Source organism: Pseudomonas sp. FW305-20 (genome assembly GCF_058788075.1).
The window spans coordinates 12567-26728 of record NZ_JBYTAJ010000033.1; the positions used below are offsets into that span (position 1 = coordinate 12567).

9 protein-coding genes are annotated in these 14162 nt (G+C 60.5%); 1 reads left to right on the plus strand and 8 read right to left on the minus strand.

Features of this window, described 5'->3' with window-relative positions:
* Window positions 1–53: 53 nt before the first annotated feature.
* The 8 genes from AC3WP4_RS23075 to glgA form a co-directional block, all read right to left on the minus strand.
* A complete protein-coding gene (locus AC3WP4_RS23075; RefSeq protein WP_074876771.1) occupies window positions 54–854 on the minus strand; it encodes an endonuclease/exonuclease/phosphatase family protein in 801 nt (266 codons plus the stop codon).
* A 100-nt stretch (window positions 855–954) separates the two neighbouring features.
* A complete protein-coding gene (locus AC3WP4_RS23080; protein ID WP_074876770.1) occupies window positions 955–1713 on the minus strand; it encodes a PIG-L deacetylase family protein in 759 nt (252 codons plus the stop codon).
* A 200-nt stretch (window positions 1714–1913) separates the two neighbouring features.
* On the minus strand, window positions 1914–4073 hold the full coding sequence (gene glgX / locus AC3WP4_RS23085) for a glycogen debranching protein GlgX (protein ID WP_074876768.1): 2160 nt from the start codon (window positions 4071–4073) through the stop codon (window positions 1914–1916).
* 115 nt (window positions 4074–4188) lie between these two features.
* Complete coding sequence (locus AC3WP4_RS23090) at window positions 4189–4506, minus strand: DUF2934 domain-containing protein (RefSeq protein WP_074876766.1); 318 nt, start codon at window positions 4504–4506, stop codon at window positions 4189–4191.
* A 21-nt stretch (window positions 4507–4527) separates the two neighbouring features.
* Entirely contained in the window at window positions 4528–7314 is a 2787-nt protein-coding gene (locus tag AC3WP4_RS23095; protein ID WP_102615447.1) for a malto-oligosyltrehalose synthase, read from the minus strand.
* On the minus strand, window positions 7311–9389 hold the full coding sequence (gene malQ, locus AC3WP4_RS23100) for a 4-alpha-glucanotransferase (RefSeq protein WP_074876762.1): 2079 nt from the start codon (window positions 9387–9389) through the stop codon (window positions 7311–7313). Before malQ ends, AC3WP4_RS23095 begins: the two co-directional genes overlap by 4 nt.
* Window positions 9386–11185 carry a malto-oligosyltrehalose trehalohydrolase gene (gene treZ / locus AC3WP4_RS23105; RefSeq protein ID WP_102615448.1) on the minus strand — a complete coding sequence of 600 codons (1800 nt, stop codon included), beginning with the start codon at window positions 11183–11185 and terminating at the stop codon, window positions 9386–9388. The genes malQ and treZ overlap by 4 nt, the downstream gene beginning before the upstream one ends.
* 13 nt (window positions 11186–11198) lie before the next feature.
* Entirely contained in the window at window positions 11199–12785 is a 1587-nt protein-coding gene (gene glgA / locus AC3WP4_RS23110; protein WP_074876758.1) for a glycogen synthase GlgA, read from the minus strand.
* 562 nt (window positions 12786–13347) lie between these two features.
* Between glgA and AC3WP4_RS23115 the strand changes: the two genes are divergently transcribed.
* Window positions 13348–14160, plus strand: a complete 813-nt coding sequence (locus tag AC3WP4_RS23115; RefSeq protein WP_074876755.1) for a crotonase/enoyl-CoA hydratase family protein — start codon at window positions 13348–13350, stop codon at window positions 14158–14160.
* The last annotated feature ends 2 nt before the right edge of the window (window positions 14161–14162 follow it).

Genomic DNA, 14162 nt, shown 5'->3' on the forward strand with positions numbered 1-14162 from the left:
AGGGCAAGGGATTTCGTTTTCAGGCACCGTATTCTACGAAGCTATTGGGCGTTTCAAAGGTGCACTTCCACCGCCAATGGCAAGTGATCCGACAAATGCGTCCAGGGCTTGTGCCCCAATATTCGCGGCTCATGACTGCTGGCATTGCGCAGATAAATCCGATCCAGGCGCAGCAGCGGAAAGCGTGCCGGATAGGTTTTTGCCGGGCGACCGTGGTGGCGCTCGAAGGCTTCATGCAGATAGTCGCGCCGGGCGAGGGCGGTGTTGCCTTGCAACTGCCAGTCGTTGAAGTCGCCGGCGATAATCACCGGCGCATCGTCGGGTAACGATTCGAGCAGTTGGCAGAGTAGTTGGAGCTGCAGTTGGCGATGGCTTTCCAACAGACTCAAATGCACGCAGATCGCATGCACTTCTTTGTGACCCGGCACATCCAGTACGCAATGCAGCAAGCCGCGGCGTTCGGGGCCGGTGATCGAGACGTCGAGGTTGCGGTGTTCGCGGATCGGGTATTTCGATAACAGGGCATTGCCGTGGTGACCGTTGGGGTAGACCGCGTTACGACCGTAGGCGAAGTCGCTCCACATGCTGTCGGCCAGGAACTCGTACTGTGAGGTCTGTGGCCAATCGTTGTAGCGAGTGGAATGGCGGTCGTGTTCACCGACGACTTCCTGCAAGAACACCAGGTCCGCCGAGGTACTGCGTACCGCTTCACGCAATTCCGGAAGAATGAAACGTCGGTTGAGTGCGGTAAAACCCTTGTGGGTGTTGACCGTCAGCACTCTCAGACGATGAATCGCGGGGGGCGTATTCAATGGAGATGATTCGACGGCCTGCCACTTGGAATCACTGGTCACGTTCACTCCTCTGAATGGGATGGGTTATGCATGCGACTGATACAGCGGCAGGCAGTTCAGAGTGATTCGTCGCAAGCTCGACAGTTGCTACAGGCTTATGTCAGACGAAGACAATTTCATAGGGCAACCGTATCCGTTCCAGAAGCACCGGGGGCAGCAGCGGGGCGAGGCCGATGGCCGGTTCGCCGTCGAGCTGGCTGGCATAGGCGTGGGTAGCGTGGCTTTTGCGCGCGACGGTCCAGGTGTCCAGGCGAACCTTGCGCGCGCGATGCCAGGGGATAAGCCCTCGATCACGCGTTGGCCAGTGCCAGGCCCAGACCGGTACTTCGTTGAGCGTCGCCCCGACCATGGCCGCGGCCTTGACGCTGGCCCGGCCGACGGCGTCATGGTCGACAATGCCATCCTCGCGCCACGTGCTGAACACCACATCCCCGGGGCGTAAATAACGGGCAATGAACTGAGTCATCTGAAACTCCCGTTCGGCCAGGGCGTTGTCGGTGAAACCGCCACGAATCCATTTGAGGCTGTGCATCGGCAATCCGAGCCGGCGCAAGGCTTCGAGGCTTTCCTGGGGGCGAAACACGCTCAAGCGTTTCTCCGACCATTGTTGCGAGCCCGGATGGCTGGCGCTGCCGTCGGTAATCGAGATCAATTGGAGGGGATGACCCAAGGCGCTGAGCAGCTGCAGCAGGCCGCCGCAGGTCACGACTTCATCGCCAGGGTGTGGGGCAATCACTACAGCGCGTGCGCCGGCGGGGACCAGGGTCTGAGTGCTGATGACAGGGATGTTGTCCAGTTGCGGCGCGCTGTTCCAGATTTGGGCGCAGAGTCTGCTTTCACTGATGGAGACCGTTTTCATGGCTACGTCCTTGTTCTCGTTGATAGCAATGTGCGGCGCTCCAAACCCTGGATTGCCGCGAACAGAGTATTGCTCATGTCACGCTATTCGTCGCCCCGATGTTCAATCCGGTGCGGTTTTATTACCCCCGGCTGTGTCCCGATCCCGGCCAATGGATCGCTGTGGGGGGCGAATATGGCCGGAAGTCTTGAAGGTTTATTTCACTCTTCTTCCTCACGCTGCAATTCGAACAGCAGCAGCGAACGGCCAGTGACTGAATATTCGTGCCCGAACTCGAAGCGTTCCTGCCCCCTGATCGACGGTTGGTTGGTGTCGATCATGCAGGTCCAGAAACCGCCGTCGGGCACTTCCGGAAGCAGGAAATTGACGATGTCGTGATGCGCATTGACCACCAACAGCAAGGTGGCGTCGGCGCCTTTGCGGCGGATACCGGTTTCCTGGGCGCGGCCATCCATCAACATGCCGAGGCAGCGGCCATGGGCTTCCTCCCATTGTTCGACAGACATTTCGCTGCCATCCGGGGCGAGCCAGGTGACGTCCTTGACGCCGATGTCCTCATTGTAATTGCCCACCAGGAACCGACCGCGACGCAGGATCGGATAGGCCAGGCGCAACTTGATCAGCCGTTTGACAAACTTGAGCAGGGCCTTGCCGTCTTCGCTCAGGTCCCAGTTGACCCAACCGATCTCGCTGTCCTGGCAATAGGCGTTGTTGTTGCCTTCCTGGGTTCGAGCGAATTCGTCGCCGGCCACCAGCATCGGTGTGCCTTGGGACAGCAGCAGCGTGGCAAAGAAATTGCGCATCTGGCGCTGACGCAGCTCATTGATCTCGGGATCGTCGGTCGGTCCTTCGACGCCATGGTTCCAGGACAGGTTGTTGTTACTGCCGTCCTGATTGTTCTCGTCGTTGGCTTCGTTGTGTTTGTCGTTGTACGACACCAGGTCGTTCAAGGTGAAACCATCGTGGGCGGTGACGAAGTTCACCGAGGCGTACGGCCGCCGGCCACGCTGATTGAACATCTCGCCGGAAGCGGTCATGCGACTGGCGAAGTCCGCCAGTTGGCCGTCGTCGCCCTTCCAGAATGCACGCACGGTGTCGCGGAATTTGTCATTCCACTCGACCCAGCCCGGTGGGAAGTTACCGACCTGATAGCCACCGGGGCCGCAGTCCCAGGCTTCGGCAATCATTTTCACCTGACGCAGCACCGGGTCCTGACGGCAGGCCACAAGGAAGCTGTGACGTTCGTCGAAACCGTCGTGGTAACGCCCGAGAATGGTTGCCAGGTCGAAGCGGAAACCGTCGACGTGCATTTCCGAAGCCCAGTAGCGCAAGGAGTCGGTGACCATTTGCAGCACGCACGGGTGACTCAGGTCCAGGGTGTTGCCGGTGCCGGAATCGTTGATGTAGAAGCGCTTGTCGTCGGGCATCAAGCGGTAGTAAGAGGCGTTGTCGATGCCGCGCATGGACAGGGTCGGGCCTTGTTCGTTGCCCTCGGCGGTGTGGTTGTAGACCACGTCGAGGATCACTTCAAGATTGGCTTCGTGCAGGTGCGCAACCATCTCCTTGAATTCGGCGATCTTGCCGCTGGCCAGGTAACGCGGGTCGGGAGCGAAGAACGCAATGCTGTTGTAGCCCCAGTAATTGGTCATGCCTTTGTGCAACAGATGCTGGTCGTTGACGAAGGCATGAATCGGCAGCAATTCGACAGACGACACGCCGAGCTTGCGGATGTGTTCCAGCACGTCATCGACCATCAACCCGGCGAAGGTGCCGCGCACGTTATCGGGGACGGAGGGGTGGCGCATGCTGATACCGCGCACGTGAGTCTCGTAAATGATGGTCTTGTCCCACGGCACGCTGACCCGATGGTCGTGACCCCAGGTGTGAGCCGGGTCGATCACTTTGCACTTGGGCACGAACGGGGCGCTGTCGCGCTCATCGAAACTGAGGTCGGCGTCGGGGTGGCCGATGGTGTAGCCGAACAGGGCTTCGGACCATTTCAACTGGCCGACCAGTTGTTTGGCGTAGGGGTCGATCAGCAGTTTGTTGTGGTTGAAGCGATGTCCGTTTGCCGGGTCGTACGGGCCATAGACACGGTAGCCGTAGATCATCCCCGGGTGCGCGTCGGGCAGGTAGCCGTGGTAGATCTCGTCGGTGTATTCCGGCAGTTCGATGCGTTCCAGTTCGACCTCGCCGGCATCATCGAAGATGCACAGCTCGACCTTGGTGGCATTGGCGGAAAACAAGGCGAAGTTGACCCCCAGGCCATCCCAGGTCGCGCCCAGCGGGAAGGGCAGGCCTTCACGGATTCGCGAGGCCTCGTGCTGAGGTTCTGGCGCGGCTTTCTTCGGACTGGTCATAAGTGCTCCTGCAAAGGGGGGACAATTCGTGGCTCTGGTTTTTTTTCGAGGGCGAGCGAGCCCTCGGTGGCGAGAAGGCTCGCCACGAAGTCAATCAGGACAAAAGTGAAAGGCGTCAGACAGCGGGCGGCTTACGCGCTGCTCGAGGCTTTTTCTCGCTGGCTTTTTCGCCCGGCGGTATGACCTTGGAGGCGGCGGCGGGCTTGGCTTTGGTTTTTGGCGCCGCGGCCTTGCCATTGCCTTTGCTGGCCGGAGCCTTGGCGCCGTCGGTCTTGCTGCCAGCGGCTTTCGGCGATTTGCTCGGTGCGAGAGCTTCGGCTTCGGCCAGTTTGCGGGCCATCTCCCAGTGGCGAGCGTCCTGGCCCTCGGGTTTTCCTTCCGATTCCCAGATCTGATAGGCGAATTCGCGGATGCGTTTATCGTTGATGCTCATCGCAATGCTCCTGAACTGAACTCAAGTATGGGTAGTTTGGATTAAAAGATTGACCGGGAAATCTCCCAGCGCGTCGCTGATGTTCAGCTCCCGTTGGTGTGTGACTGTTGTGCTTGAAAAAAGTCCCTTCAAATTTTCATCAGGGGCGGTGAACGGTAATTTGACCCGTGTATCGCCCCACAGCGGCGCGTCAATACGGGGCTCGGCACTGTTTTTCAGCAATTCGGCGCAGCGAATCGGCACGATCGCGACGGCGCGTTTTCCCTCCAGCGTGCGAGCAAATGCGAGCACCCTGTGAGCCTGGCTGCCGACGACTTCAAGGGCTTGATAGGTCCCTCGCCGAAACAGCTCGGTGTGCTCGAGCCGCAAGTTCAACACCTGAGCGATCAGCGCTTGTTTAATGCGCCCGTCCCGCCAGCCAGCCAACAGCTCGGGCAGTTCCGAGGGTGTCTGCATCGACTGCTGACGGCTGGCGTAATCCACCGGCCGGCGGTTGTCCGGATCGACCAGCGAGAAGTCCCAGTACTCGTTGCCCTGATAAAGATCCGGCACCCCCGGCACTGTCATGCGCAGCAAGGTTTGCGCCAATCCATTGAGTGCGCCGGGTACGGCGATGCTCATGGCGGCCTTGCCGAGGGCCGCGCGTAACGGTTCACCTTCGGGACTTCGCAGCAGACGTTGCAGGAATCGGCGAACCGCTTGTTCGTAAGCCTCGTTCGGCGCGCTCCAGCTGCTTTGCAACTTGGCTTCGCGTAAAGCTTTCTGTTGCCACTGCCACACTCGTTGAGTGTAGTTCTCCAGCGCTGCTTGATCGTCACGGCGCAAATCGAGCGGCCAGCTGCCAAGGATCGCTTGATAGAGGATCAACTCATCGCCCGCAGTCGGCATCTGGTCGTCGTCGCGCAGGGGGCGGGCCAGGGCCTGCCAGAGCGGGACTTGCTCGGCGTACCAGGCACTGCGCTCGCTCAGCACCGCCAGGCGCGCGCGGGTGTCTTCGCCGCGTTTGTGGTCGTGGGTGGCGGTGGCCAGCAAATTATCGGGGAACTCGTCGAGACGGTTGACGCAAGCCGCATGGAAATCGGCCACCGGGGCGCTGAACTGTTCGGTGCTGAAGCCCACGTCATTGCGTGACAACAATGTCGCCGAGCGATAGAACGCGGTGTCCTCCACGGCTTTCGCCGCCGCCGGCGACGTCAGTTGCTGAAAACGCACACAGGCATGCTTGAGCATCTTGCGCGGCCGGCCCAACGGGCGTTTGCGCCATGATTCACCCCCGAGCCAACGGGCCAGGCAATCGAGCACCGGCCAGTCGGCTTCGCTGAGGGCATGCCTGGCACCGGTCATGGCTTGCTGGAAAAACACATCGTCTTCAGCCGAACGCCCGCGGGGGCTGATGTAGGTGCGGTACACCGGGAAATATACGATCAGTTCCTGCAACGCCCGACGAATCGCGCCCAGGGTCAGGTCGCGGGTCATCAGGTCATCCCGGGCCACTTGCAATAGGGCCTGGGCGACGCTTTCGAAGTCTCCGGCGAGGGAGCCGTTGAGGATCTGCTGGCGGGCCAGTTGCGCTTCCTGACGGAAATCGGCGGGCCGTTCGCTGTAGCGATTCCACAATTCGGCCAACGTGTCGGCGCCTTCCGGAGCATGTTGCAGCAGCGACAGTTGATTCATGAACTCGTAACCCGTGGTGCCATCCACCGACCAGTCACGGTGCAGGGTTTCACCTTCGCCGAGGATTTTCTCGACGTAGATCGGCAGGTGCCGATCCGGCGACAAGCTGTCGACTCGCCGCCGCAGTTTGCGGCAGTAGCCGCGTGGGTCGGCGAGACCGTCGATGTGGTCGATGCGCAGACCGTCAACCAGGCCTTCGGCCACCAGCTCGAAAATTTTGGCGTGGGTGGCTTCGAACACGGCGGGGCGTTCGACCCGCAGGCCGCCCAGTTCGTTGACATCGAAAAAACGCCGCCAGTTGATGTCATCGGCCGCCGTACGCCAACTGGCCAGCCGATAACTTTGGCGTTCCAGCAACTGGTGCAGGCGTTGGAAACCTTCGGCCGTGAGCGAGTCGTAAGCGCTGAGGTTTTGCTGGATGGCCTGCAGAATCGCCGGATCATTGGCCAGCTCGCGCAACTCTGTTTTCAGCGGTATTGCCAGGCTGTGGGCGTCAGTCTGGTAGCTCAAGGCGCTGAAACGGTCTGCCAGCGACTTGAGCGATTCGGCGCTCAGTGGGTCATCGGTCCTGAGCAGTTCGCCGTAGTTCGTCGGGCAGATCGGGAAGTGATGCTCGTAGTGCTCGACATAAAACATGCCCTTTTGCGCATTGAAGCGCAGGGGCAGGGTGCCGTCCTGCAAGGCGATGCCGTAGTCGCTGCCGAGGAAGGGCAGCAGCAACTGGCCTTCCATCAACGGATCGGGCGAATGCCACTGGATATCGAAAAACTCGCCGTAAGGGCTCAAGCGTCCCCATTCCAGCAAATCCTGCCACCAGGGATTATCGCCACCGCCGACGGCCATGTGGTTGGAGACGACGTCGAGGATCAGCCCCATGTTCTGCTCGCGCAATGCGCTGACCAAACGCCGCAGCGCCGCTTCGCCGCCCAGCTCGGGGTTGACCGTGGTCGGGTCGACGACGTCGTAGCCGTGCATGGAACCGGCGCGAGCACTCAGTAGCGGTGACGCATAGACGTGGCTGATACCGAGGCTGGCAAAGTACGGCACCAGTGGCACCGCATCGTCCAGCGTGAAGTCTTTATGAAACTGCAGCCGCAGGGTTGCCCGCAGCGGTTGGATAAGCGTTTGCTTCATTGGTCACGCTCGGCCGCCTGAAGCCGCGCACAGGCGAGCAGTTCCAGGCGCCGGGCGGCGTCCGGGTTATCGAGCAAGGCTTCACTGTCGCCGGGCAAGCGTCGGGACCAGTTGGGATGCGTGTCGATGGTACCGGGCAAGTTGGCCTGCTGCTCGATGCCCAGGGCATCTTCCAGCGGCAGCAACACCAGCGGCGCACGGGTATGACCGAGGAAACGTACGGCGGCGTCGAGTACCTGATCGGTTTCATGGGACTCTTCGCGAAAGTTCTGCGGATCCTCGCTCAACACCCGGCGCAGGCCTTCACGCTCGCGTTCGCGGTGGTGGCGCCATTCGATTTCACCCGAGGCGTCGACCAGGCCCAGTCGGGCGTTCCAGTCGATATCGCGGCCATGCCACCAGCCATTGAGCGTGGGCAGGTCATGAGTGCTGGTGGTCGCCAGTGCGTTGTCTGGCCAGTCGAGAATCGGCTTGAAGTGCGCGTTGTCCTGCTCGAACAGCAGCACGCGCATGCCGAGAATCGAGCGGGCGATAAGCTTTTCTCGCAGACCGTCAGCCACGGTGCCGAGGTCTTCGCCAAGGACGATGGCCTGATGGCGATGGGACTCGAGGGTCAGCAAACGCAGCAGGTCGTCCACCGGGTAATAGAGGTAGGCGCCGTCGGCGGGGGACGCGTCATTGGGGATCACCCACAGCCGTTGCAGGCCCATGACGTGATCGATGCGCAGGCCACCGGCGTGGGCAAAATTGGCGCGGAGCATTTCGATGAAGGCACGAAAGCCGTTGCGTACCAGGCCTTCGGGCGAGAACGCGGAAATTCCCCAGCCCTGACCGGTACGATTAAGGATATCCGGTGGTGCACCCACGGTCAGCGAGGCGAGCAATTCGTCCTGACGACTCCAGGCCTGACTGCCACCGCCATCGGCGCCCACCGCCAGATCGGCGATCAGCCCAATGCTCATGCCGGCGCTACGGGCGGCGGTTTGTGCCCGTTCCAGGCACCGCGTGATCAGCCATTGGCAGAAGGCAAAGAAGCCAATGCGCCCGGCGTTCTCTTCGGCGAATTCAGCCAGGGCCGCGCTACGCGGGTTTTGCCATTGCTCGGGCCAATGCCGCCAGTCGAGGCTTTCACCCTTGGCGGCGCGGGCTTCTTGAATGGCTTCAAAGCGGCAGTGGTTTTCCAGGGCTTCGCCAGCGGCGTGGCGGAAACTGCTGAAGTCCTCATGCAGCGGGTGTTCGCCCTGGACAAAGCCTTCGTACAACGCCTGCAACAGACGATGTTTGGCTTCGGCAGCCACTGGCCAATCAATCAACGGCGAGGCTTCAAGGTGCTTGAGTTCTGCCGCCAGGCCGGTTGCATCTATCGCGGCCCGCAATGCTCGATCACCCAGGATGGCGCCGGGTGCGGCGTACAGACTGTTGAGAAACAAACGGCTGGAAGGCGAGTACGGGCTGTAGCGCTGGGTATCGCTGCCGAACATCGCATGCAGCGGACTGATCGCCAGCGCTTCGGCACCGCGTTCGCCGGCCACCCGTGCAAGGTCTTCCAGCGCCTGGGTATCGCCAAAACCACCATCGCCCGGACGACGCAGCGAGTACAACTGCACGCTCAGGCCCCAGGCGCGGGGGATCGGGCTGTCGACGGCATCGCCGACGCTGTAGCAGCGCGCCGGTGCAACGGCCAGCGTAAATTCCTGTCCGTCGATGCTGACGTGTTGATAACCGACCGGGACCAGGCCAGGCAATACCGCCTCGCCATCCAGCTTCAAATGAAGTCGCGAGCCATCTTCAAGGTTGATCTCGCACGGTGTTTCGGGCTCAAAGTAATGCGCAAGGCTCAGGCCGACACCGAAGTCTGCGGTCAGCAGCGGTGGCAGGTGTCGGGTTTGTTGCACCTGCTGCAGTTCCAGCAGGCTGGCGTCGATTTCCTGAGCGCTGCCAGCCGGGTGGCCGAGTCCGGTGAGGACATTGCGTAACACTGATGGCGCGACTTTCTGTGGGCGGCCGTTGGCGTCGATCCAGTCGACGGCCAGGCCAGCTCGGCTGGCCAGTATTTCCAATTGCGCATCGCTCATTGGCGCTCTCCATCCGGGGGTAGCAAAGGGGCTGCGGCCGTGAGGCTGACTAGCGCGCAATACGGGGCAAGTGTGCCCTGATCCAACAGGCCGGCTGACTGTGGCGGGTATTCGAACAACAACAACGAAGCGTCGGCCTGTGGGGAGTGGACCACAGCTGTGTCGCTGAGGTTCAGGTCAATGCGCAGCTGACTGCCATCGCCCAGTCGCCAGCGCGCCGTCACCGCGCCTGTGGCCAGCACCTCGGCGCCCAGGGCTTGCGCACCTGGAAGACGGGGAATGATCTGCTGGTGGCGGATCTGCAACAGTTGGCGATACAACTCGTGCATGGCGGATTGTCGAGTTGACGTCAGCTCGGGGCGTGAAGCCTCGAAGGTCTGGCGTGCGTTGGGATCGGGAATCTGCTCGCGTGTGTGCGGATCAGCAAACGCGCTGAAGGCTGCGAACTCGTTGCGTCGTCCCTCGCGGACCAACTCCGCCAGCTCACCGTGATGACTGGTGAAGAACAGGAACGGTTGCTCGGCGGCGAACTCGTCGCCCATGAACATCAGCGGGATCATCGGTGACAACAGCAGTAATGCGGTGGCTGCCTTGAGCGCGTCGGGATTGGCCAGTTGATGCAGCCGTTCACCCAGGGCGCGGTTGCCGATCTGGTCATGGTTTTGCAGAAACAGCACGAAAGCCGTCGGCGGCAAATGACCACTGGGCTCGCCTCGGGTTGTGCCGTGACGGGTGACGTGGCCCTGAAACACAAAGCCCTGGCTCAGGCAGCGCGCCAGTTGTTCAGTCGGGTTTTGCGCGTAGTCGGCGTAATAGGCGTCGGTTTCGCCGGTCAGCAGCACGTGCAAGGCGTTGTGGCCGTCGTCGTTCCACTGCGCGTCAAAGCCTTCTTCGAGCAGGCTGGCCTGGTTGTGTTCGTTTTCAACGGTCAGCCACACATGCCTGGCCGGATCGACTTGCTGGCGAACCTTTTGTGCCAGTTCCCGAAGAAAGTCCGGGTCTTCGATGGCATGCACCGCGTCCAGGCGCAAACCATCGAAGCGGTATTCCAGCAACCACATCAACGCATTGTCGATGAAGAAGTCCCGCACCTCCCGGCGCCGGAAGTCGATCGCCGCACCCCACGGGGTGTGCTTGTCTTCGCGGAAGAAGCCCTTGGCGTAGCGATGCAGGTAATTGCCGTCCGGGCCGAAGTGGTTGTAGACCACGTCGAGAATCACCGCCAGGCCATGGCCGTGGGCGGTGTCGATCAGGTGTTTGAGTTGTTCGGGAGTGCCATAGGAGGCTTGGGGTGCGTAGGGCAGAACCCCGTCGTAACCCCAATTGCGATCACCGGGGAACTGCGCCAGCGGCATTAATTCGATTGCGCTGATGCCCAGCTCCACGAGGCGTGCCAGGTGCTGCTCGACTTCGCTGAAGCCGCCGAGCGCACCGACGTGCAATTCGTAGATCACCGCCTCGTTCCACGGCCGTCCGAGCCAGGCGCTGTGTTGCCATTGATAGGCAAGTGGATCGACCACCACGCTGTGGCGGTCGATATCACCGGCCTGCGCGCGGGAGGCCGGGTCGGGCACCTCCAGCTCGCCGTCGATGTTGTAGCGGTAACGCGTGCCGGCGGGGCAGCGGGTATTGATCACGAACCAGCCATCTGCCTGGGGCAGGAGCGGCAAGGATTGTCCATCTTCCAGTTCGACACTGACGTAAAACGCATCTGGCGCCCACAAGGCAAAACGCGTGTGTTCTGCGTCCAGCATGAATGCGCCGTGGGGCCAGGTCTCAAGGGTCCGTAACGGCATCTTTGAAAACCTCTTAATGTTTGCCCGATTTGCCCAGCGCTTTGGTCACCAGTTTTTCGTAGAGTTCGGCGTACGGTTCGACCGCCTTGCACCAGTTGAAAGGCGCGGCCATGGCTCGGCAACGCATGGCATTGAGCAGGTCGGGGAAGGCAAAAACCTTGAAGGCCCGGCTCAGCGCTTCCTCATAACTTTCAGGAGTGGATTCGTCGAACAGGAAACCGGTCACGCCGTTTTCAATGGTGTCGGCCAACCCTCCGGTGTTGCGTGCCACCGGCAACGAACCGAAGCGCTGGGCGTACATCTGGCTCAGCCCGCAAGGCTCGTAACGCGAAGGCATCAGCAGGAAATCACTGCCGGCGAACATGCGCCGGGCGTCGGTCTCGTTGAAACCGATGCGCACGCCGATCTGGCCCGGAAAACGCAGGGCCAGTTCACGCATGGCTTGTTCTTCTTCCGGCTCGCCACGACCGATGATCGCGATTTGCCCGCCAGATTTGACGATGTACTCGGAGACGGCTTCAGTCAGGTCCAGGCCTTTCTGATAGACCAGTCGCGACACCACGGCGAACAACGGACCTTTGGAATCTTCCAGGCCGAACAGCTCACGCACGTGGGCGGCGTTGACCGCTTTGCCTTCCCAATCGCCAATTTTGAAGGGGCAGAACAAATGGGGGTCGGTGGCCGCGTCCCAGCTTTCATCGATGCCATTGGGAATGCCACTGAGCAGACCTTGCTGGGTCTTGGCGGCAAGAAAACCGTCGAGGCCGCAGCCGAAGGCCGGGGTGGTGATTTCCTGGGCATAGGTGGCGCTGACGGTGGTGATGTGGCTCGAATAAGCCATGCCGGCCTTGAGGAACGACATCTTGCCGTAGAACTCCATGCCTTCCTGTTGCAAGGCATGCATGGGAATACCCAGTTCCGGGCACGACCCAAGACTGGTCACGCCCTGGTAGGCGAGGTTATGAATGGTGAACAGCGTCGGGGTGCGCTGTCCACGCCAGTGCATGTAAGCAGGTGCCAGACCGGCAGGCCAGTCATGGGCGTGCACCAGGTCCGGGCACCAGTGAATTTGTGCGAGGTTGGCGGCGATATCGGCGGCTGCCAGGCCCAGGCGGGCGAAACGAATGTGGTTGTCCGGCCAGTCGCGGCCGTTGTTGGCGCCGTAAGGCGAACCCTCGCGCTCGTAGAGTTCGGGGCAGATCAAGACGTAAATGACCAGACCGTCAGGCATGTCCATACGCCCGATCTTGCAGGGAGGCAACGCGGCGTGACCACCGAGCTCACCAATGATATGAATCGGGTTTTCACTGTGCAGCACTTGCGGATAACCGGGGATCAACACTCGCACATCATGCAAATGAGCCATGGCTCGCGGCAGCGCTGCTGAAACGTCGCCCAGGCCACCGGTTTTCACCAGGTCGGCGATCTCCGAGGTGACGAACAGCACTTTCTTCCTGTTGGGATTCCGACTGGCCACCGGTGCCAGCGTCTTGGTGCCGGGGACGCTGATCGATTGGTGACTGGGGGCACTCACGGCGCTTGTTTCGCCGACTTGCTGATGAGCACGTTCTCCCTGAATATCTAAAGCCGCACTGATCATATGAATCTCCCATGTTGTTGATCTAATTCTTAGGTCTGGCAGAAACGTTGTTTCGTGGCCAATTCCTGTGGCCGGGCGCAAACGCGCTACGCATCGGTGAGCAAACGCTGCCAACACGTTGAAGCACAATGGCTGGAGAGATCGTTGCAAGGATTGCACCAGTCGCAACGCACCTCCTTTTAAGCTGACTCGTCACGACCGGCAAAAGTTTCGACTTTTTTTTCACTTTGTGACCGACCGGTTTTACCTGGCGGAACTGAGTCTAGGCCAGAACTTAGAGCGGGGGACGCCGGATGGCAAAATTGTTCGACAATCGGTTTAAAGAGGTACGGACGTACCGCTTGGAAGGGAAAATGCCCCGATGAAGGGCATGTTTTTTTACCTTTTTGCCTCAAAAAATAATTTAGGTGTCACATGAATGTGCGAAGCGCGGTCACGTTCGCGCACTGTTGTGGTGCATAACGACCAGTCCTGTCTTTGGCCGAACCGCTGCCTTACAGCCGGCCATGTTGCCTTGTTATAGTCCGGGCCTCATTTTCTGCCCGGTAAAAGGATCACTGCCATGTCTCAGTACACTGCGTTCACCGTCGAACTGGCCGATAAAATCGCCCATGTGCAGATCAACCGGCCAGAAAAGATCAATGCGATGAATGCTGCGTTCTGGAGCGAAATCATCGAGATTTTCCAATGGGTCGACGACACCGATGAAGTCCGCGTGGTGGTGCTCAGTGGTGCGGGCAAGCATTTTTCTTCCGGCATCGACCTGATGATGCTGGCCGGTGTGGCCAATGAACTGGGCAAGGACGTGGGGCGCAACGCGCGCCTGCTGCGTCGCAAGATTCTCGCCCTGCAAGCCTCTTTCAATGCCGTCGACAATTGCCGCAAGCCGGTACTGGCGGCGGTTCAGGGTTATTGCCTGGGCGGCGCCATTGATTTGATTTCCGCGTGCGACATGCGTTACGCCGCTGAAGACGCACAATTCTCGATCAAGGAAATCGACATCGGCATGGCCGCCGATGTTGGCACTTTGCAACGCTTGCCGCGGATCATCGGTGACGGCATGCTGCGTGAACTGGCTTACACTGGTCGCACGTTCGGCGCCGAAGAAGCGCGTGGCATGGGCCTGGTCAATCGCGTTTACAGCGACACCGCCAGCCTGCTCGACGGTGTCATGGGCATCGCCCGGGAGATCGCCAGCAAGTCGCCGATTGCGATCACCGGCACCAAAGAGATGATCAGCTACATGCGCGACCATCGCATCGACGACGGCCTCGAATACGTCGCCACCTGGAACGCCGCCATGCTGCAATCCAACGATCTGCGCGTGGCCATGGCCGCCCATATGAGCAAACAGAAACCTGAATTTCTGGATTGATT

What these genes read in the sequence shown, in the direction of transcription:
- treZ (WP_102615448.1), bottom strand. Translation starts at nt 11,185, where the DNA reads ATGCCGTTACGGACCCTTGAGACCTGGCCCCACGGCGCATTCATGCTG.
- glgA (WP_074876758.1), bottom strand. Translation starts at nt 12,785, where the DNA reads ATGATCAGTGCGGCTTTAGATATTCAGGGAGAACGTGCTCATCAGCAA.
- AC3WP4_RS23115 (WP_074876755.1), top strand. Translation starts at nt 13,348, where the DNA reads ATGTCTCAGTACACTGCGTTCACCGTCGAACTGGCCGATAAAATCGCC.
- AC3WP4_RS23090 (WP_074876766.1), bottom strand. Translation starts at nt 4,506, where the DNA reads ATGAGCATCAACGATAAACGCATCCGCGAATTCGCCTATCAGATCTGG.
- malQ (WP_074876762.1), bottom strand. Translation starts at nt 9,389, where the DNA reads ATGAGCGATGCGCAATTGGAAATACTGGCCAGCCGAGCTGGCCTGGCC.
- AC3WP4_RS23095 (WP_102615447.1), bottom strand. Translation starts at nt 7,314, where the DNA reads ATGAAGCAAACGCTTATCCAACCGCTGCGGGCAACCCTGCGGCTGCAG.
- AC3WP4_RS23080 (WP_074876770.1), bottom strand. Translation starts at nt 1,713, where the DNA reads ATGAAAACGGTCTCCATCAGTGAAAGCAGACTCTGCGCCCAAATCTGG.
- glgX (WP_074876768.1), bottom strand. Translation starts at nt 4,073, where the DNA reads ATGACCAGTCCGAAGAAAGCCGCGCCAGAACCTCAGCACGAGGCCTCG.